Origin of the sequence: Myxococcus xanthus (assembly GCF_013116825.1) — a bacterium.
Taxonomy (GTDB): Bacteria; Myxococcota; Myxococcia; order Myxococcales; family Myxococcaceae; genus Myxococcus; species Myxococcus xanthus_B.
In genome coordinates this window covers 40,050-59,200 of record NZ_JABFNS010000001.1, presented here as the reverse complement: position 1 = coordinate 59,200, position 19,151 = coordinate 40,050, and the positions used below count along the sequence as shown (strand labels likewise).

Genomic DNA, 19,151 nt, shown 5'->3' with positions numbered 1-19,151 from the left:
ATACCGCGCCTCACTCCCGCAGCAGTAGCCCTCCATCCAGCACCAGCTCGGAACCGGAAATCCACGACGCGCCCAGCAGGTAGCGCACCGCCTCGGCGACGTCCTCGGGGCGCCCCAACCGTCCGAGCGGATGCAGCGCCCGCAAGCCCGCCAGCTGGGCCTCCTGCCGCCGCGTGGACTCGAGCTCGGACAGCGGCCCCTCGCCGGGAGTCAGGCGCACCTCGCGCACCATGTCCGTCTCCACCACGCCCGGCAGCACCGCGCTGGCACGCACGCCTCGCGCCGCACCCGCCAACGCCAGCACCTTCATCACCTGAAGGAGCCCTGCCTTCGCCGCGCTGTACACCGCGCTGGTGACGACGGGCCTCGTGGCCAGCGTGGACGCGATGAACACCTGCGCCCCCCCCGGCTCCAGCACCTCCAGTGCCTGCTCGCCCAGCCGCAGCGGCGCGATGAGGTTGACCTCGAGCTGCGCGCGAAGCGCGTCCTCGCCGATGTGGCCCGGCGGCTGGTGCACCACCTGCCCCGCGCTGTGGACGAAACCGTCCAGCCCTCCCAGCAACCCGGCGGCACGGCGAAGCAGCCCCTCGCGGGCTTCCAGCGAGGCCAGGTCACACGGCAGCGCGAAGGCCCGTCCCGGCCATGCAGTCGTCAGCGACTCCAGCACCTCCGCGCGCCGGCCCGACACCACCACCTGCCCCCCCGCGCGCAGCAGGGCCTCCGCCACGGCGCGACCAATGCCCGTCCCACCGCCAGTGACGAGCACCTTGCGCGTGCCCACCTCACTCATGGGAGGCGCTCCTTGAAGACATGGCCCCGCTCACGGCTGGTTCTCCGCGGGGGAGCCCGGCGCCGCGGGCTCATCCAGCGGGTAATAGGAGTGGCCGGTGACGGGCAGCAGCCCCTCCGGCGGCGGCTCGGTCTCCACCTCGTCCGACGGGATGAAGCCCGGCCTGTCCACGCAGAGCACCGTCTGCTCCGTGGATGAAGGGTTGTCGTAGCGGTGCAGGAAGCCGCGCGGCCAGTGGAAGGCCATGCCCCGGGCCACCGGCTCGAACTGCAGCAGCAACCCCGAGCCCAGCACCAGCTCGCTCTCCTCCATCTGCTGGTGCACGTGCGTGGGGATGCAGCCTCCCGGCTTCACCCGCAGCCGGTAGACGCCATAGCCCGCGCCCTCGTGGATGATGTCCACGCGGCCAAAGCCCTTCTCCTCCCGGCCGTACACCATCTCCGCGGCCGTCCGGTGAATCTGGAGCGACGGCACCGCCAACCCGCCCAGCGCCAGCGGCTTCGTCACCCGCACCGTGGCCGCGTGGACCTGCGCGCGCGGGACGTCGTCGGTGGGCGGCGCCAGCACGTAGCGGCACACCGTCTCGACGGCGGACTCCAGCAGCTCGAAGCGGCAGGCCTCCAGCAGGAAGCGCAGCTCCCCCGCGAGCCGGCCGTAGTTCACCGTGTGCGCCAGCCTGCCTCCCACCGCGGCGGCGCGAGTGTCCAGGAACAGGGCCACGTCCAGTCGCAGCGGCTGGGCCGCGATGCGCTCCCTGTTGAAGATACCCACGATGCAGTCCACCGTGAGGCCCCGCAGCTCGATGACGTCCAGCGGGCGGCCGTCCGGCGTCATGACGACGGGGGGATGGAATGCGTGTTCCGCGCTCATAGCTGTGCGCTCCTGCCGCCATCGACGGCGATGACCTGCCCGGTGATGTACGGCGCCTCGCGGGCGAGGAAGACGACAGTGCGGGCGATGTCCTCGACGTTGCCCTCGCGCCCCATGGGGATGCGGCGCAGCACCGCGTCGCGGGCCTCGGCGTCGAAGTCCTCGGGGAAGGCCACCGTGCCGGGCGACACGGCGTTGACCCGGATGTGCGGGGCCAGCTCCACCGCCAGCGCGCGGGTGAGCATGATGAGCCCCGCCTTGCTCACCGAATAGTGCGCGTAGTGACTCACCGGCCGCTCCCCACCGACGTCGGTGAGGTGCACCACCAGCGGGTCCTTGCCGGCGCGCAACGCGGGGAGCAGGGCCTGGGTGAGGAAGAAGGGCGCGTCCAGGTTCACCGCCATCATGGTGCGGTACTGGTCGCGGGAGATGGCGGCGAAGTCGGTGCGCTCGAAGAGGCCCGCGTTGTGGACCACCACGTCCAGCGCGGGCCACGCCTCGCGCACTTGCGCGGCCAGGGAGTCCACGGCCTCCGGGCGGCTCAGGTCGGCGGCGTGCAGGGTGACGCGGCGACCGAGGCCTCGGAGTTCGTCCGCCAGCGCTTCCAGCGGCTCAAGGGAGCGGTTCGCATGGAGCGCCAGGTCATAACCCGCGCGCCCGAGCGCCCGAGCCACCGCGCTGCCAATGCGGATGCCAGCCCCGGTAATGAATGCGGTCGCCATGCGGCGCATTCAGTAACAGGCCCGGCGGGGAAAGGCACTGCGGACCTGCGGCCGCGAGGCGCGCCGGGCTACCCCCGTATCCCGGCGCGCCCGCGGCGCGGTCCCCCGTGATTCGAATCGTCTAGCGGTAGCCGGCGCTGGCCATGTGCACCCGGCCCGGAGCGTAGGTCACCCACACCCACTCCTGGACCGGCTCGTAGCGGGCCGGCACCCAGCGCTGCTCGTAGAAGCCCCCGGTGCACCGGGTCACCCGCGCGCGGCGGTGGTGGCGCTCGCGGCACACCTCCGGGACCCACACCTGCTCGTAGCGGCCCTGCACCCAGCGGTTCACCGTCTGCAGTTCATAGCGGCCCCGAGCGTGCGGCGGCGGCAGCGGCGCGGGTCCCGGGTGGCGGCGGGCGTCCACGTGGACATCGAAGTTGCCGCCGCGGCCGTCATGCCGGTGCTGCTGGGAGAACCGCGACTTCTCGTTGTCGTCCTTCGCCTGCGCGGCCGTGGAGCCGAGGAACATCATTCCGAAAGCCAGCACCGCGAAACCCGTCTTGAGCGCCATTGTCGTCCTCCTCCATCGTCCTGCTTGAACCTTCTGACGGGGCACCCCGCGGAACATTCAATGCCCGATACCGGCCGCATTTTCAGAGAGAGGGGCCGGTGTGGGTGCGATACACCCCGAGACACCATGTTCCACCGCAAGGGCCCCACCCTCCGGGAGCTGGCCGCGCAGGCCCTCACGTCCGTCGAGCACGGCTACGACCTGCTCGCGCCCAAGTTCGAGTACACGCCCTTCCGCACGCCCGATGCGGTGCTCGAGGCCGCCATGGCCCAGTTGGGCGCGCCCGGCAGCGTCGGCAGCGCGCTGGACGTGTGCTGCGGCACCGGCGCGGCCATGCGCTTCTTGCGTCCGCTCGCGCGGGAGCGCGTGGTGGGCTTCGACCTCAGCCAGGGCATGCTCGACGAGGCGCGCCAGCAGCTCGCGCAGGCGCCGGGCACCGCGGCGCTGGAGTTCATCCAGGGCGACGCACTGGCGCTCCCCTTCGACGGCGCGTTCGACGTCGTCACCAGCTTCGGCGCCTTCGGTCACATCCTCGAAGAGGACGAGCCAACGCTCGTGAAAGGCATCGCCCGCGCGCTGCGCCCCGGGGGCCGCTTCCTCTTCGTCACCGCGCACCCGCCGTCGAAGCTCCGCCCGGGCTACTGGATGGCCAAGGGCTTCAACGCCGCCATGCGCGCGCGCAACGCGCTGTGGAAGCCGCCCTTCGTCATGTACTACCTGACGTTCCTGGTGCCCCGGGCCCGCGCGCTGCTCGAAGCGGAAGGCTTCACCGTCGAGGTGCGCGACGGCCTGATGCCGGAGCCCTTCTCCGTGCTGAGCACCGTCATCGCCACCAGGCGCTGAGCCAGGCTCAGGGCGCGGCGTAGTCCACGGCCGTCACCGTATACTCCACGGGGCCGCGGGGGCGCTCCACCACCACGGACTCACCCACCTCCTTGCCCAGCAGGGCCCGGGCCAGGGGCGACTCCACGCTCAGCCGCCCCGCCTTCACGTCGGACTCGTCCGGCCCAACGATGCGGTAGCGCACCAGGCCGCCGTCCTCGTCCTCCAGCTCCACCCTTGCGCCGAAGAAGACGCGGCCGGCCTGAGAGGCGTCGGGCTCCACCACCCGCACATCCTCCAGCACCGCCGCCAGCTCCAGCACGCGCCGCTCGCGCTCCTTGCGGCGCACGCCCGCCTCCAGCTCCGTGAATTCACCCGCCTTGGGGTCCGGCCCCTGCGCCGCCGCCAGCTCCTCCTGGAGCGCCCGGTACCCCTCCGGGGTGATGTAGCGCTTCTCCCCGGAGGAGGCGCGCGGGCGCACGGGCATCACGCTGTCGTCGCCCGAGTCCTCCTTCGTGAATGCCTTCGACATGCGGTCCTCTGTCACGAAGCGGGCACGTCCGCCGGTTCACATGCGCGTGCGCGGAGTCGGCCGTTAAGCTGCGCCCCCTTCCACGACCTCGCAAGGGTGAAGCCATGACAGGACAGACGCAGCTCATCGGCAAGCAGGGACAGGCACTGGCGGGCTATCTGAGTGAAGCCCCGAAGGGCGACGCGCCCGGAGCGGTGGTGCTCATCCATGAGTACTGGGGCCTCAACGGGCACATGCGCGACGTGGCGGACCGGCTGGCGCGAGAGGGCTTCACCGTCTTCGCGGTGGACCTCTACGAAGGCCGCGTGACGAAGGACGCCAACGAGGCCAACGCGATGCTGAAGGCGATGGCCTGGGACAAGGCCGCGGCGGACCTGCGCGCCGCGGTGGAGGCGCTGCGCGCGCGAAAGCCCGGCGCCAAGGTGGCCATCATGGGCTTCTGCATGGGCGGCGCGCTGACGCTGCTGGCCGCGGCGAATGAGCCGGGGCTCGACGCCGCCGTGCCCTTCTACGGCATCCCCCCGGAGGAGGCCGCGGACGTGTCACGCATCCGCGCGCCGGTGCTCGGGCACTACGCGAACAATGACGAATGGTGCTCGCCGGAGCGAGTGGACGCGCTGGAGAAGAAGCTGAAGGGCGGCGGCGTCCCCATGGAGATTCACCGCTACGACGCACAGCACGCCTTCTTCAATGACACGCGTCCGGAGGTCTACTCACCGGACAACGCCGCGAAGGCGTGGCAGCGCACCGTGGACTTCCTCCACGCGAAGCTCGGCTGAGCCTCGCGCGGAAGAGCGAACGGACTCAGTTGCCGGTTTCAGGCGCCGCGGCGGAATCCTCCGCCGCCGGCGTCTCCGGCACGGCGGGAGCCTCGGGCGTCGCGGGAGCAGCAGAGGCCTCCGACGCCTCGGGCGCGGCGGCATCCGTCGCGGGCACCACCTGCAGGCGGTAGCTCCGAACGCCCCTGGGCAGCACGACCTCCACCAGGGGGTTCTCCTTCAGCAGCGCCGGCGTCACGTCGAAGGACACGCGGCCGTCCTCGTCCGTGACGTAGGACTCGCGCGAACGGGAGTCCTCACCCCAGAGCACCTTGGCGCCCTTCACGGGCTGGTTGGTGTCCGAGTCCAGGACGATGAGGTCCACCAGGGAGCCGGCCGTCACCGAGGAGCCCGCGGGCTGGACGACGTCGCGATAGAACGGACGCTGCACGACGCAGGCGGCCAGCAGGGAGGAAGAGGCAAGGGCAAGGGTCAGCAGTTTGCGGCGAAAGCTCATGGAGAATTCCGTACGGGCAGAGATGAGGGTGCTGCCGGGCGCGGCAGCATAGCCGGAGGCCACCGTCCGCCAAGTCCGGCGCGCATCTTCGGGCCCCTCGACTCGGGTATCCAGGGACTCCGCGAGTATTCCGGAGGGAGGATTCCAGGGCCCGGCAGGTGGCCCGCCCCCCGATGCGGCCAGCGGCCCTTCCGCGCACCCGCTGGCGTCACAAACTCATGGCCATCAGGCACACGTTGATTTGCCCCCGAGGGAGGTAGCCAGACATGCCCGAGCGCTTCATGACGCAGGACCCGGAGAAGGCCCTTGCCGGTCCCAAGCCGCGCTACGAGTACATCCGCCGGGAGATTCCCGCGGACCTGACCTTCAAGCCAGACACCATCAATCCGGTCCACAACCGGTTCATCGTGAGCACGCTGGTGATGGCGTTCATCAGCCTGGCCCTGTTCTTCCTGCCCATGTTCAACGGGCTCCTGGCCGGCACCTTCGGCGGCTTCCACGCCCGAAGGCTGCCGCGCGCGCTCGGCGCGGCCGCCCTCTCCGCCATCGCGGTGCCCGCCGCCCTCGCCTTCTTCCTCTTCATCGGCTCGGCGACCCAGGGCCACATCTTCTATGGCCTGGGCTTCTGGGGGTACACGGCGCTCTACGTCATCGGCCTCTTCATCGGCGCCGTGACGGGGGCCATCAGCCACCCGTTCTGGACGAGCTACGAAATCGGCGAGCCCGCCTCTGTCAGCGCACCTCGAACCCAAGTGCCAGACGCCGCTCCGCCGAGCCGGCCAACCACGTAGACGGCGACAGGGCCTCCCAGTGGGGCGTGGGCGCTATCGCCCCCTCCCACCGGACCTGCGCGCGGGGCGTGAGGAGCACGCCGAAGGGCCCCGCGCGCCCCAGCCACACCTCCAACTGGAGCGCCGCGCCCGCCTCGTGGGTGAAGTGTGTGTCCCCCAGCCTCCAGGTGGGCGCGTAGGCCGCCTCCAGCCGCACCGCGTTGGCACCCGAGCCGAACAGCCCCATCCGATGCGCCAGTGACAAGCGCGGCCCCGCGGCCGGCGTCAGCACATCCCGGTTCCAGTGCACCGCGGCCAGGCCGCCCACGCCCACCGTGGTGAAGCGCGAGAAGCGCGCGTCCTCGTCCAGCACCATCAACGCCTCCGCCTGCACGGACGCGCGATAGCGCAGCAGGCGCGCGTCGCTCGACGCCACGCGGGCCTCGGCCCCCCAGCCGAGCGAATCCCAGAAGGAGTCCCGGAACGGGGGAAGCTCGCGCAGCAGCGTGCGGTAGCCCAACAGCGTCAGGTCCGAGGCCACCACCTTGGGCAGCCCCCAGCGCGGCAGGAGAAACAGCTCGCCATCGAGCACCCGCAGCTCACTGCTCGGCTGGAAGCCGTGGAGCCGCGCATCGCCCAGCGCCTCGGCCATGCCCGCGGTGCGCAGCCCCACCAGGGTCCGGGCCGCGGCCCCTTCGGGAAAGTCCACGCCCAGGGCCACCATCACGCGCCCCGCTCCGGACTCCCGCAGCGCGCCTTCCGCCCAGGCCGTCTCCGCCGCCACCTTGCGGCGCCGGTCCTCGTGCAGGAAGGCCACCGGGTCCACGGTCGCCAGCAAGCCGTCATTGAGCGCGCCCTGCACGTCGGTGGCACGGTGGAAGGTGGCCTCGGTTCGCTCGGCCCACACCAGCGTCCGCAGCTCCTCGGGCGTGGGTGGGCGGCGCTCCGCGGAGGCCAGCGCGTCCTTCAGCAAGGTGGCGCGGTCCAACACCGCGAGCCTCCGCTGGAGCGCGTCCTCGGTCTCGAAGACGCGCTGACGCTCGGCCGTGCCGGCCCTTGCCGAGCCCGCCACCGACGCCTTCATCGCGAGCAGCCGCTCGCGCTCGATTCGCAGGCGCTCGCCGTCGGCGCGGTCCACCGCGGCGCGCTCCACCCGCACCGCGTGCGCCACGTAGGCATGCAGGTGCGCGCGGACCGTGTCACGGGACGCGGTCTTCGCCGAGTGCATCAGCGCGGCCACCACTCCGGGCAGGTCGTCATAGGCCAGGGCGCGGACCCGTGGCTCCGGCGACTCCAACCGGGCATGCACGCCCCGGAGACGCGCGAGTTCATCTGCGCCGACATGTCCGGCCAGCGCGTCCAGCGCCTCCTGCTGTGCCGAGCGCGCACGCACCGCGCGGTCCCCGGTGGACTCGAGTGCATCCGGGATGTGCTCCAGGAGGGAGGACGTCTCGCCCCCAGGCTCCTCCACCTGCACCCGGGCCAGGGTGTCCAGCGTGGCGGTGGGCAGGACCCACAGCGTGCCGGGAGCACGCAGCTGCCGCCCCCCCTCCAGCGCGCCGTTGAGCAGGAAGACGAGCGCGCTCGCGCAGTTGTCCGTGAAGAAGTAGTAGCCCATGTACCCACGGCGCTCGAGCTCCCACACCCGCTCCAGCATCCGGGCTTCCTCGCCGGGCTTCAGGCGCAGGCGGAAGCGGCGGATGGAGCGCTGCTCCAGCTCCAGCGCCTCGTGGGACAGGTCGCCCATCGTCCCCGTGAGGAAGACGGTGTCGTAGGCCCCCGTCATTCCCTTCACCACGTAGCCCAGGCCCTTGGACTCCATCCCTGTCAGCGCGACCAGTTGCACCACCCGTTCGAAGGTGGGCCCCCGTGGGACTTCGCCCTCGTTCCACACCGGGCGCAGCAGCAGGTGTCCGAAGAGGGACTCCGGCTGACGGCCCGTGGAGGCCACCAGCAGCACCTCGAAGTGCGACAGGGACTCCTGCTCCGCCCAGGCCTCGAAGGCGGGGCAGTCACCGCGCGGCGGCAGCGCGCCCAAGCCCGACGCTTCCAACTGCTCCGTCAGCGCACGGGCCTTGGAGAACTCCTGGCAGCGGACGTGGTCATCCACCGGCAGCGCGTCCGCGCGCAGGGACTCCACGGGCACGAGCAGTTCCTCGGCGAACGTCACCCAATCCAACGAGGCGCTGCGCTGCCCCATGGCGCGGCTGAAGGCTCCGGCGTAGCGAAGGCGGACCTCCTCCTTCCACACCAGGGGCCGCTCGAAGGGCTTCAGCCAACCCGATATCCGGCGCCAGGCCGGGGTGCCGCTCCAGCCCTTCGCGTCATCCCAGCGCTGCATCACCGCGTGCACCACCGCGCGCCGGCGCCACAACCGCTCCGCCTCCGCGTCCGTCAGTCGAGACAGACGCAGCGTGGCCCGGCGTTCCTCCGATGGGACGTACTGGTAGAGGTGGAACCGCGCGCGGCCCTCCGTCCAGTCGGGACGCTGGGGGGAGCCATCGCCCAGGCCCAGCGGCGCCGCCTCCGGGTGCAGCACCAGTTCCAGGGGTCCACCGGGCGGACGCCGCATCGCCGGGGGCAGCGCCTCCAGCCCCGCCTCCACCTCCGTCACCAGGTCCGCGTCGGCCGCCGCGGCGCCCCGCAGGACCACGCCCGCCTGTTCGAGCGCGTGGACGCGCGCGGACAGGGCATCTTCGGCGTGCACCGGCAGCGCGAAGACGAGCGCGAGCAGCCGCAGCCAGCGCATCAGTGCGCCACCGTCGCGGTGCCCTCCTGGACCTGCGCCGCGAGGAACGCGCGGCGATCTTCCTCCAGCCGCGGCTCGGCCCGCGCCAGCTCGCCCACCCGCTCCAGCCACGCGAGCGCGCGGTCCGGCGTGAGGGTGTTCGCCTCGGCCATCTCGAGCAGCTCCTTCCGGTTCGCGCGCAGCACGCGCCCGAAGAGGCCCAGGTGCTCACGCCGGATGCGCGCCGCCGCCGCCAGGTCCTCCACCGTCGGCCCCGCGCCCAGGGCGAGGTCCTCACGAAGCTGGTGCGTGCGCGCCCGCAGGTACACCTGGGCGGCGCGGCCCGCCTCTTTCGGAGACACCCCTCGGCGCCGCGCCCCCGCGGCATACGCCTGCCAGATGATGATGCCGAGCCCCACCACCAGCGCGGCCACCGTCACCGAGGACGCCACGTCGTTGTTGTTCGACTGACTGCTGTTGTTGCTGCGGGAGCGCGACGCCTCACCGTCCGCCTTCTCCGTTCCCGCGGAGCCCTCGCTCGTGCCGCCTTCCTCGGAGCTTCGAGAGGCGACCTCCGTGGACTCATTGTCGCTCGACTCGGAGTGGCTCGTGCCCTCTTCACCCGAGCCGCTCGACTCCGACTGGCTGGAGCCCTCTCCACTGGAACCGCTCGACTCCGACTGGCTGGAGTCGCCCGAGCCCTCCGACGACGCACCTGAATCCGACTGGCTCGATTCACCCGAGCCTTCGGACGAAGCGGCGGAATCGGACCCCTCGGAGGAAGCGGCGGAGTCGGAGCCCTCTGAAGCGCTCATGCCGCCTCCAGGCCCCAACGCCGCGGGCGCCCTGCATCCGGAGACCGTCATCACCACTGCCATGCACAACGCGCGCTTCACGGACTTCTTCGCCTTCATCGAACGCATTTCCAGGTGTCCATCCGTTCTTCACGTGGGCCGGCCGTCGCACGGTGGAACAATCCATTGGCAGCCTAGCCAGCAGCGTGCCGAGCGGAAGGATGTTGCGATTTCACGCCTTTGCGCACGACACCACGCGGCATGCCGCGAAGCCCACGAACCGAAGGTGCGTTACGCGCTACGCGCTCGGTGAGCACCTTTCCCAGGAACAGCCACGGAGTAAGCCATGACCCTGGGACTCGCGATTCTCGGACTCTTCACGGCGCTGCTATCCATGGCGGCCATCTTCCCCGTCCAGGAGCCAAAGTGGTTCGGCTTTGGCGTCATGGCGGCCGCCTTCTGCGCCCTGGGCGGTGCTTTCAGTCCGCCCCACCTGCGCACGGCCATGCCCTGGGGCGTGGGCACGGCGCTCGCCATCTGGGCCCTGGTGGGCCTGGGCACGGGCGCCATCAGCGCCTGGCTGGGCTGGGCCGCACTGGCCCTGGGCATGGCCTACCTGGGCCTGGGCATGCTTCATTTCCTGAGCAGGGTGGTGCCCTCCGGGCGCCTGCCTCGCTTCCTGCATGTCCCATGAGGTCTGGTGGGCCCACAAAGGCAGCCATCCTCGTGGGTTGGAGCGCGGGCGCGAGGCGTGTGGGAAAGGAGCGGCGCACCGGGTACCCGAAACCGAGCGCCCGGCGCGCGCTCACAGTTCACCGCGGCGGCCCTCCCCCCGGGGGCCGACATGGGAGTGTTCCGCCACTGCCCCATGTCCGGCTATTGGGGAAATCCCTGGGTCAATAAAAACCCACAACCTTTGAAAGCCAAGAAGTCCCCGTAGGGACAATTCTGAACGTTCAAGACGTGCGTGAAGAAAGGGCAAGGACTGGGCGCAAACCCTGACGGGCGTATACTTCCAAAACCGTGATTCGTTTGAATTCCGAGGAGCAAGGCCTGCTGACGGACCTTGAGGCAATGCTCGTGGAGGCCGAGCCCGGGACAGAATCCCTGCCCCCGGTGCTAGGCGCTTTACGAGAGGCTTTGCGGGCCGAGCGCGCCGTCGCCTATGGCGTGGACGTGGGCCCTGAGCGCTACCACGCCAGCTACGCCCATTGCGCGGGCTTCCCACTCCCCGCCACGACAGTGCACGCGGCCATCGAGAACCAGGTGTCTGCCTGGGGAGAGCCTTGGGGCTGGTTCAATCCCGCCCGGCCCGAGCCTGCTCAGCGCAACCGCGCGCTGCATTTCCGCTCGCTGGCGGAAACCGAGACGGCCCACCAGCTGCCGCTGCATGACTTGTCAGCCAGCGAAGTGGGACGCCGGCTGGGCATGAGCGAGGAATCGCTGGAGAGCACCCGGGAGCGCATCAGCGCCCGCTCCGCGGCGATATTCCGGCAGCTCGGCGTGGAGAACATGCAATGGCTGCGCACGCTCGTCTGTGATGGGCCGGTGCTCCTGGGCTGGGTGGGCCTGGCCCGCGCCGAGCCCTTCACGGAGCGCGAGCAGCGCCTGCTCCAGGCCCTGACGCCCGCGCTCCAGCGGCGGCTGACCATGGAGACGCGGCTGCGCGAGTCGGGCCTGATGTCCACGGCGCTGCAGGTCGCCATGGAGGCGCTGGGGCGCGCCGCCTGGATTGTCAGCTCCAGTGGCCGCGTGGTGCACGCCAACAACGCCGGCCGAGCGCGGCTGGAACGGCATGACCCGGAGCTGATGGAGTCCCTGCGCCGCGGCGCCCAGGGCAATCCCTGCTCCGGCCCGCTGACCATGACGCCGCTGCTCACCACCGGCCTGCCACCGCACTACCTGGCCATCGACACCGGCACCGCGTCCAGCGCCGCCGCGCGCGTGCAGGCACTGTCGGCGCGCTGGTCGCTCACCGCGCGCGAGTCCGAGGTGCTGACGCACATCATCCAGGGCGAAACGAACAAGTCCATCGCCGGCCGGCTGGGCTGCGCCGAGCGCACGGTGGAAGTCCACGTCACGCATCTGCTGAGCAAGGCACAGGTGGAGAGCCGCTCGGCGCTCATCGCCCGGTTCTTCCAGAGCTCGTGAGCAAGACGTCATCCATCCAGGCCGCGCTCGCGCGGGCCACCGAGGCCGCGGAGGAGGCGCCGCGCTCCGTCCCGGCGGAGGACCATGTCTGGCGACGGCGGCTCGTCATGGGGGACCCGCAAGCCGGCCTGGACCAGGTCCTGGCCATCCTGGCGCACCACGGACTGCTGACCGGCGAGGGCTGGCTTCGCTCCGACGTGCAGCTCATCTCGGTGGGCGACCACTTCGACTGGGGCAAGCCCCCCGAGCGTGAGTCCGCCGCCGCCAGTGGGCTGGCGCTGGTGGCGTGGCTGGCCGCCCACCCGGCGACCCAGGCGGTGATGCTGCTGGGCAACCACGACCTGGCGCGAGTGGGTGAGCTGGCCGGCTTCACGGATGCGCGCTTCGCCGAGGCCCAGGCCGAAGCGGATCGCATCTACCAGGACGGCGTGACGGACGAAGCGGCGGAGCAGGCGTTCCTCGCGCGCTGGCCCGAAGTTCCTTCCGCGGAGCTGGTGGCCCGCGACTTCGGCAACTTCCGCGCGGCGCAGCGCACCTGGATGGAGCACCTGCTGCGGGCGAAGCGCTTCCGCGTGGCCCATGCCGCGGCCCCCGACCTGCTGGTGCTGCACGCGGGCGTCACGCAGGAGGACCTGGACGTGACGCGCCTGCCTCCCGCCCAACGCGAGGACGCGAACCAGGTGGCGGCGGCGCTGAACGCGGCCCTGGATGCGGCGGTGGCGGGCTGGACTCGGGGCCCGCTCGTCATTCCGGGACTGCACCACCCAGGCGACGCGGCCCAGGGCGAGGGCACGGGCATCTTCTACCAGCGCCCCAGCCTGCTGCCCGAGGACGCCGAGCGCGTCCGCGGCACGCCCCGGCGCCGCTTCGACCCGAGGCGGCTGCCCACGGGCCTGACGCAGGTGGTGGGCCATACACGCGACAAGCGAAGCCGCGCGATGCTGGGGATGCCACCCACCGGCGCCCGCGACGGTGTGCTGCGGCATCTCGTCACGGATGGAACGCGCGTGGACTACGCCCACGGCGCGCCGCCTCCACCAGCACCCGGCACCGCGATGCTGGTGTTCACCGACGGAGCCATGCGCGAGTGCCAGGCCCCGGACTACGAGCTGTTCGACCTGGACACCCGCGCGGCGGCTACCGCGCCGAGGCCTGAAGACCGCTGAGCTTCTTCTCCAGTCCGGCCACCGTGCGCGGCGACACCTGCGAGGCGGGCAGCGACTTCGCGAAGGTGATGGCCTCTTCCAGCGTCTTCTCGGCAGACGCCGTGTCCTGGCGCGCCACGAGGATGTCCGCGCGGCCCGACAACACCGACAACCGCCGCGCGCCCTGGACGCGCGCCAGCGCACGGTCGCTGGCGGCGAGCGCGTCATCCAGCCGGCCGACGAGCCGGTACAACGTCGAAAGGCGCGCGGGCGGGTTGTAGTCCTGGGGCAGGTCCTTCTCGCTCTGCTCGAGCGCGGGAATCGCCCGGGCGGGCGTCTCCAGCTTCATGGCCGCGAGCATGCGGTGCGAGTCGAACACCGTCCTCGCCTGGGGATTGGGCGCCTTCGCGGCCTCGGCCTCCAGGAACGCCAGCCACTCCTCAGACAGGGCCTTCACGGCCGCCATGTCCTTCGCCACCTCGCGCGCCTGCACGCGCACCTCGTACAGGCCGGAGCGGTCATCCGCGGACATCTCGATGGCCGGGGGCGCCAGGGCCTCGGCCACCCTGGCCTCCAGGCCGCCGCGCAGCTCCGCCCCCGCCGCGTGGTCCTCCGGCAGCGACAACACGCAGTACATGCCCAAGAGAGCGCCATTGGCCCAGGACAGCGAGCGGGGCGTCTTCGGGAGCTCCTCCAGCGCCTTGCGCGCGCACGCCTCGTGCTGCTTCGCGCCGTACATCGCCGTCAGCAGCGACTCCACCGCGCGGCCCCGGCGGGACCAGTCCGCGGGCGCCTCGGCCAGGGCCTCCACGAGCGTCTCCGCGGCTTCGGCCGAACGCCCCTCCGCGTAGAGCATGTCCCCGCGAGCCAGCAGGGCCTCGGCGCCGGTGACGCCGCCCTTGTACGCGCGCTCACCGTCCTCGAAGAGCTTCTCCAACTGCGCCACGGTGGCGCTGCCGGCGAAGCGCAGCAGGGCCTTCTCCTGGCGCGGGTCGATGACGTACAGCGTGGGCCAGAACTCCACCGGGTACTTCTCCTGGAACGCCGCGTTCGACGTCAGGTCGGTGTTCACCTCCAGCCACACGAAGCGGTCCGCGTGCCGGGCCAGCGACGCGTCGGACAGGACGTAGGCCTTCATCGACCGGCACGTGTGACACCAGGGCGCCCAGACGTCGACGAAGAGGGGGAGCCCTTTCGCCTGGGCCTCGGCGAGCGCGCGGGCGTAGTCATCCTCGATGAAGGGCAACGGGCCCTTGGCGTGAGACACGGCGGCCGCGGGGGCATTCGTATTCGCGGCGGTGCAGGCGACGAGCCCCGACAGGAGCAGGCAGGCGGCGAGAAGGCGCATGGGACCACCCTACCGCGCTCCCCCCGCTCTGTCCCCGGCCGACACCTGATGGGACAAGTGCCTGGGCACGGGGCGTCCCGCGTGCTGTGGTGCGAGGACTTCTGGTGATGAGAGACCCGTATACCCTGCGCACCTGCCTCGCGTCCGCCCTGGACGCCCTGCCCGCGCCCGAGCGCTTCCCGGACGCCTCGGATGCCGAGCTCGCGCGCCGTCTGGCCGAACGCCTGCGCCGCGACCTGCTCCCCCGCCTGGGCTCCGCGGACGCCCCCCTGCTGCTGGTGGCCATCGCCGGCCCCAACAACGTGGGCAAGTCCACGCTCTTCAACTCGCTGGTGGGCGCGGCGCTGTCCCCCGCGAGGCCCGAGGGCGGGCTCACGAAGCAGTGCCTGGCGGCGGCCCACCCGGAGACCTGGACCGGGCCGCTGAAGGACTTCCTGACGCGGCGCTATGACATCGTGCCCGTGGCCTCCGGCGACGCGGCGCCCGTGGACCAGGCGGGGCCTCCGGGCCGACTGTACCTGACGCTGTCGGACGCGGTGCCTCGCGGGCTGCTCGTCATGGACACGCCGGACTTCGACAGCGTGTACCGCGACAACCGCGAGCGCGCGGAGGCGTTGCTCGTCACCGTGGACGTGCTGGCGTTCGTGGTGAGCCGGCAGACGTACCAGAACGCCGCGCTGGTGGACTTCCTGCGCGCCGCCGTGGGGCATGGGCGGCCGTACCTGCTCGTCTATAACGAGGCCACGCGCGAGGAGGTGGCCCGTGGGCACCTGGACAAGCTCGCCGAGGACGTGGGCCACCCCGCGTTGGCCCGCTACCTGGCGCCGCACCAGCCCGACGTGGAGGCGGGACTGAAGCCCCTGGCCACGGCCCCCCTGGACGGGAAGCCCGCGCTGGGGGCGCTGCTGGGACAGGCCGAACACGCGCGCGAGCTGAAGGCCCGGGCGCTGGAAGCCTCGCTCGCGGATGCGCGCGCGGAGATGGAGGCCGTGTCGCGTGCGGCCTCGGAGGCGGCGCGGGAGCCCGACCGGCTCCGCAAGCGACTGCGCCACGAGTTGGACGTGGTGGGGGCGCACGCGGCGCTGAAGGCCGTGCCCGCGGACGTGCTCATCGACGCCTTCCGCGACGAACTGGATGCGCGCAGTCAGTTCCACAAGTGGGTGCGCCTGCCCTTCCGGGGGCTGGCCACGGCGCTCACCTTCGTCACCCGCAAGGTGCGCGAGTCCTTCACCGCGCCCGAGGCCCCGGGCGCGGACACGCCGACCCACGCGGTGGACGAGTCACTGAAGGACGGGGTGCGGCGGCTGGTGGATGCCTTCGCTCCGGAAGTGGCCGCGTGGCGTGCAGACGCGCAGACGCGGACGAAGCTGGAGGAAGCCTTCGGTCCGGTGACGCTGACGAAGCTGGAGGAGCCGCTGGGCTTCGAGCCCCTGCACGCGCACGCGGCGGACCGGGCCACGCTGTATGCGTACTGCCGGGAGTTGGTCTCCGCGGAGCTCCAGGGCGGCATGCGGGAGGAGATTCTCCAGACACTGACGACGCTGGTGTACTCCGTGCCGTCAGGCGCGGCGGCGGCGGTGACGGTGGCCACGGGCGGCATGGGCCATGACGCGGTCGTCTGGGCGGGCACGCTGCTGTCCACCCCGCTGATGGAGCGCTTCGTGGACCTGCTGGGCGCCCAGGTGCGGGCTCGCGTCACGAAGAAGTGGGCGGACGCCCACGGCGCGACCCTGTCGAAGGCCCTGGAGACGCGGTACTTCTCCGACATCCTGAAGCAGCTCGACGGGCTGGCCAGCGACTGGAACCAGACGGCGGCCCGCCTGGACGAGGCCCGGACAGGCCTGTCCTGACAGGCCGTGTGCCCCGAGCGTACCCAGCGACGCTGACACTCCGCATCAGCCGGGGCTGGACCTGCGGACACCGGCGCGCCATGACGCCTCGGCGAGGGAACAAGCCTCCTGGCACGCTGTCACTCCGTCCGTGCGTGCCCGGCGGCAATACGCCATGCTGAGTGTCTCATGAACGGCTCGGACCCAGCCGGACTGGGCTCCCCACCTCTCGTCCTGTCCTTCCGCCACCTGCTGACCGACGCCGTCAGCACGTTCCTGGACGAAGCACGCATGTCCTGCGCGCTGACGGCGGACGCCATCGGAGAGCTCATCGTCACCCTGTCGCGCTATCGCGAGGAGGGAGCCCCGCTGTTTCCCATGGCCTTCGTGGGAGACGACCTGGGACAGATGCTCGAACACCTGGGCGGGCATGACCCGATTGCCATCGGCATCGGGCCGCGTTCGCGCGCCACCATCCAGCGCGCGCTCAAGCAGTGCGCGCCGCTGGGCCAGGGGCGCTGGTGGGCCCTGTACCTGCTGCGCGTCCCGGAGGGCTTCGCCTACGGCGTCTTCCGGACGGACCCCTTCCCACTGGCGGAGACGCCGCTGGAGCGGCTGCGCCGCGTGGAGGACAAGGGCGCGGGCGTCGTGGGCGTGCTTCAGCTCGCCGACAACATCTTGGAGCTGCGCTCGGGCGGAGGGCTGTGCCGGCACGTGTACCTGTCCGGCGCCAGGGTGGAGTCAGCCTCGCCTCCAGAGGTGATGGATGAGCTGGCGGACGTCGTCACGGCCGGCGTCACCACGCCCAGTCGCGAGCGCGCGCGAGGGTTCTTCCGCCGGGTGCTCTTCGAAGTGATGCAGGGCTCCCACGGCGCGCTCGTGGCGGTGCTGCCCCGGGAGCGCGCGGGCTCCACGCTGTTCGTGGACGGCATCATCCTGCCCCGTCCGCTGGACATCGTGGCGTTGCTGGAGCGCTACCACGCGGACCCCACCGACAGCGCGGGCACCGCCGTGCGCGCCGCCGCGCAGTTGCTGCGGGGGATGATGGCCACGGATGGCATCACCGTGCTCCGCGCGGATGGCTGCATCGTGGGCTACAACATCTTCGTGCGGCATCCGGAGACATTGGCCAGCCAGCCGTCTGTGGTTGGCGGCGCTCGGCGGCGGACCTTCGAGGTGCTGTGCGCGGCCCTGGGCACGGAACTCACCGCCGCGTTCATCCGCTCCCAGGATGGGGACGTGAGCTGCAAACGGGCCTGAGCGCCCCAATCTCCGCCAGTGACGAATGTCCGTCCTGCGGCTCCGCCGAACTCACGAGAGCAGAGCGCTCAGGGAAGCCACCAGCAGCCTCCCCCCCAAGAAATCCCCTCACGCCGTCACAGCGCCATCTCAACCCCTCACAATGTCCACCACGACAACAATGGCGCTCGCAGTCCCCAATGCCATCGCCGCGCGTCTCGAAGGAGCCCCCATGACATGCACGAACGGGTATGATTGCCCCGGCCGCATCTGTGACATGACTCCCGGCATGGGCGTGCGCTTCAATCTCAATCAAAGCCAGTGACTCGGAGCCATCACAAAGAGTGAATCCACTGACACGGCCTTTCCTGGGCCGAGCATGTACGGTCGCGGTTCCTCTCGCAGGCAACGGGCACCCATGATGCTCTAGCGCCATGAACTTCGTTTTTGTCGGCACCAGCGCGGGCGCACGGGGCACGGAAACCCACCTGGTTTCCATGGTCCGTGCGCTGGCTCAGGCAGACCATCAGGTCGCCACTGTAGCCCGACCGAACAGCTTCATCAGCCGGGAGCTGATGGCGAGCGGACTCCCCGTAGAGCCGGGGATTTTCCGCAACGCAGCGGACGTCCGCGGCGTGAGAGGCGTGCTGCGAGCAAGCCGGCGCGTCAGGCCCGATTGGCTGGTCGGCAGCTTCGGGCACGAGTACTGGCCATTACTCACCCTTGGCCGGTTGACTGGGACTCGCGTCGCACTGTTCCGCCACCTCAACAGCCGCCTCAAACCGGCATCTCGAGTGCTCCTCCCCCGCTGGGCCGACCGCTTCATCGCGGTCTCCGAGTCGATGCGGGCGGACCTCGTACGGCAAGGGGTGGCTCCGGAGAGGATTCAGCTGCTCTACAACCCTCTGGACGTGGAGCATTTCCGTCCGGACGCCTCTCTGCGGACGAAGACACGCCAAGCGCTGGGCATCGGAGAGACGGAGGTGCTCGTCGGCTTCGCGGGCGCCCTGAAGAGGGAAAAGGGTGCCTTTAGTCTGGTGCAGTCCTTCAACCAGGCGATGGCGCAACGACCGGCGCTCCGGGCCCTTTGGGTCGGCGAAGAAACGGCACATGCACGGCTGCGGGAGTCCATCTCCCCGGAACTCCAGGCACGGCATCTCCTCCGAGGATGGACGCGCGACATGAGACCACTCTACGCCGCCATGGACGCCGTCGCCGTCCCATCGGAATGGATGGAGCCGTTCGGGCGGGTGTCCATCGAAGCCCAGGCCTGTGGCGTTCCGGTCCTGGCAAGCCGCATTGGCGGCCTCCCAGAGACCTTGAGCGATAGTGAGAGCGGGTGGCTGATTGCCCCCGGCGACGTGGCGGCCTGGCGCGACGCCCTCACCGCCTTCTGCGACCTTCCTCCTGCACGCAGGAAGGAGATGGGCACCGCGGGAACTCGCTTCGTCCGCGAGCGCTTCTCCCTGGAGCGCATCGCTGCTGAGTTCATCACGATGCTGGAGAGCCCCACGCTCACGCTCCTCCCCAGGTGACGACACAGAGCGCGCTCCACTCTGTTTTTTCTGACTATCCACAGTGCC

The 19,151-nt window shown here is 71.0% G+C and carries 18 protein-coding genes; 9 read left to right on the top strand and 9 right to left on the bottom strand.

Going from position 1 to position 19,151, the window contains the following annotated elements; all coding sequences use genetic code 11:
* Positions 1 to 10: 10 nt before the first annotated feature.
* The 4 genes from HNV26_RS00275 to HNV26_RS00260 form a co-directional block, all read right to left on the bottom strand.
* A complete protein-coding gene (locus HNV26_RS00275) occupies positions 11 to 790 on the bottom strand; it encodes an SDR family NAD(P)-dependent oxidoreductase (RefSeq protein ID WP_171440318.1) in 780 nt (259 codons plus the stop codon).
* A 30-nt stretch (positions 791 to 820) separates the two neighbouring features.
* Positions 821 to 1,660: a dihydroneopterin aldolase gene (locus tag HNV26_RS00270; protein WP_171440317.1), complete on the bottom strand. Its 840-nt coding sequence runs from the start codon at positions 1,658 to 1,660 to the stop codon at positions 821 to 823.
* The gene (locus HNV26_RS00265) at positions 1,657 to 2,382 is read right to left on the bottom strand and encodes an SDR family oxidoreductase (protein ID WP_140795766.1); all 726 of its coding nucleotides are present in this window, start codon (positions 2,380 to 2,382) and stop codon (positions 1,657 to 1,659) included. The genes HNV26_RS00270 and HNV26_RS00265 overlap by 4 nt, the downstream gene beginning before the upstream one ends.
* Positions 2,383 to 2,503: 121 nt before the next feature.
* Positions 2,504 to 2,935 (bottom strand): hypothetical protein, encoded by a 432-nt coding sequence (locus HNV26_RS00260; protein ID WP_253816010.1) that lies wholly within the window; start codon positions 2,933 to 2,935, stop codon positions 2,504 to 2,506.
* 126 nt (positions 2,936 to 3,061) lie between these two features.
* Here HNV26_RS00260 and HNV26_RS00255 point away from each other — a divergent pair, with 126 nt between their 5' ends.
* Complete coding sequence (locus tag HNV26_RS00255) at positions 3,062 to 3,778, top strand: class I SAM-dependent methyltransferase (protein ID WP_171440315.1); 717 nt, start codon at positions 3,062 to 3,064, stop codon at positions 3,776 to 3,778.
* Positions 3,779 to 3,785: 7 nt separating this feature from the next.
* Here HNV26_RS00255 and HNV26_RS00250 read toward each other — a convergent pair whose 3' ends face one another.
* On the bottom strand, positions 3,786 to 4,289 hold the full coding sequence (locus HNV26_RS00250) for a GreA/GreB family elongation factor (protein WP_171440314.1): 504 nt from the start codon (positions 4,287 to 4,289) through the stop codon (positions 3,786 to 3,788).
* Between the two features lie 104 nt (positions 4,290 to 4,393).
* Here HNV26_RS00250 and HNV26_RS00245 point away from each other — a divergent pair, with 104 nt between their 5' ends.
* Positions 4,394 to 5,068: a dienelactone hydrolase family protein gene (locus HNV26_RS00245; protein ID WP_171440313.1), complete on the top strand. Its 675-nt coding sequence runs from the start codon at positions 4,394 to 4,396 to the stop codon at positions 5,066 to 5,068.
* Positions 5,069 to 5,093: 25 nt separating this feature from the next.
* On the opposite strand, the gene HNV26_RS00240 is transcribed toward HNV26_RS00245, so the two are convergent.
* Complete coding sequence (locus HNV26_RS00240; RefSeq protein WP_216611665.1) at positions 5,094 to 5,564, bottom strand: transthyretin-like family protein; 471 nt, start codon at positions 5,562 to 5,564, stop codon at positions 5,094 to 5,096.
* A 266-nt stretch (positions 5,565 to 5,830) separates the two neighbouring features.
* Here HNV26_RS00240 and HNV26_RS00235 point away from each other — a divergent pair, with 266 nt between their 5' ends.
* Entirely contained in the window at positions 5,831 to 6,355 is a 525-nt protein-coding gene (locus tag HNV26_RS00235) for a hypothetical protein (protein WP_171440311.1), read from the top strand.
* On the opposite strand, the gene HNV26_RS00230 is transcribed toward HNV26_RS00235, so the two are convergent.
* Positions 6,297 to 9,083: an Lnb N-terminal periplasmic domain-containing protein gene (locus HNV26_RS00230; protein WP_171440310.1), complete on the bottom strand. Its 2,787-nt coding sequence runs from the start codon at positions 9,081 to 9,083 to the stop codon at positions 6,297 to 6,299. The genes HNV26_RS00235 and HNV26_RS00230 overlap by 59 nt on opposite strands.
* Complete coding sequence (locus HNV26_RS00225; RefSeq protein ID WP_253816008.1) at positions 9,083 to 9,877, bottom strand: hypothetical protein; 795 nt, start codon at positions 9,875 to 9,877, stop codon at positions 9,083 to 9,085. Before HNV26_RS00225 ends, HNV26_RS00230 begins: the two co-directional genes overlap by 1 nt.
* 325 nt (positions 9,878 to 10,202) lie before the next feature.
* Between HNV26_RS00225 and HNV26_RS00220 the strand changes: the two genes are divergently transcribed.
* From HNV26_RS00220 to HNV26_RS00210, 3 genes are all read left to right on the top strand, one after another.
* Positions 10,203 to 10,550: a hypothetical protein gene (locus tag HNV26_RS00220; RefSeq protein WP_171440308.1), complete on the top strand. Its 348-nt coding sequence runs from the start codon at positions 10,203 to 10,205 to the stop codon at positions 10,548 to 10,550.
* A 329-nt stretch (positions 10,551 to 10,879) separates the two neighbouring features.
* On the top strand, positions 10,880 to 12,007 hold the full coding sequence (locus HNV26_RS00215; protein WP_171440307.1) for a LuxR C-terminal-related transcriptional regulator: 1,128 nt from the start codon (positions 10,880 to 10,882) through the stop codon (positions 12,005 to 12,007).
* Entirely contained in the window at positions 12,004 to 13,173 is a 1,170-nt protein-coding gene (locus tag HNV26_RS00210) for a metallophosphoesterase (RefSeq protein WP_171440306.1), read from the top strand. Before HNV26_RS00215 ends, HNV26_RS00210 begins: the two co-directional genes overlap by 4 nt.
* On the opposite strand, the gene HNV26_RS00205 is transcribed toward HNV26_RS00210, so the two are convergent.
* Positions 13,145 to 14,500: a thioredoxin family protein gene (locus tag HNV26_RS00205; RefSeq protein WP_171440305.1), complete on the bottom strand. Its 1,356-nt coding sequence runs from the start codon at positions 14,498 to 14,500 to the stop codon at positions 13,145 to 13,147. The genes HNV26_RS00210 and HNV26_RS00205 overlap by 29 nt on opposite strands.
* Before the next feature lie 107 nt (positions 14,501 to 14,607).
* On the opposite strand from HNV26_RS00205, the gene HNV26_RS00200 reads away from it, so the two are divergent.
* The 3 genes from HNV26_RS00200 to HNV26_RS00190 all read left to right on the top strand — a co-directional run bounded on the left by HNV26_RS00200 (position 14,608) and on the right by HNV26_RS00190 (position 19,103).
* Positions 14,608 to 16,350 carry a GTPase domain-containing protein gene (locus HNV26_RS00200; RefSeq protein ID WP_171440304.1) on the top strand — a complete coding sequence of 581 codons (1,743 nt, stop codon included), beginning with the start codon at positions 14,608 to 14,610 and terminating at the stop codon, positions 16,348 to 16,350.
* A 168-nt stretch (positions 16,351 to 16,518) separates the two neighbouring features.
* The gene (locus HNV26_RS00195) at positions 16,519 to 17,589 is read left to right on the top strand and encodes a hypothetical protein (RefSeq protein ID WP_171440303.1); all 1,071 of its coding nucleotides are present in this window, start codon (positions 16,519 to 16,521) and stop codon (positions 17,587 to 17,589) included.
* A gap of 413 nt (positions 17,590 to 18,002) precedes the next feature.
* Positions 18,003 to 19,103: a glycosyltransferase family 4 protein gene (locus tag HNV26_RS00190; RefSeq protein WP_301338439.1), complete on the top strand. Its 1,101-nt coding sequence runs from the start codon at positions 18,003 to 18,005 to the stop codon at positions 19,101 to 19,103.
* Positions 19,104 to 19,151 lie beyond the last annotated feature (48 nt).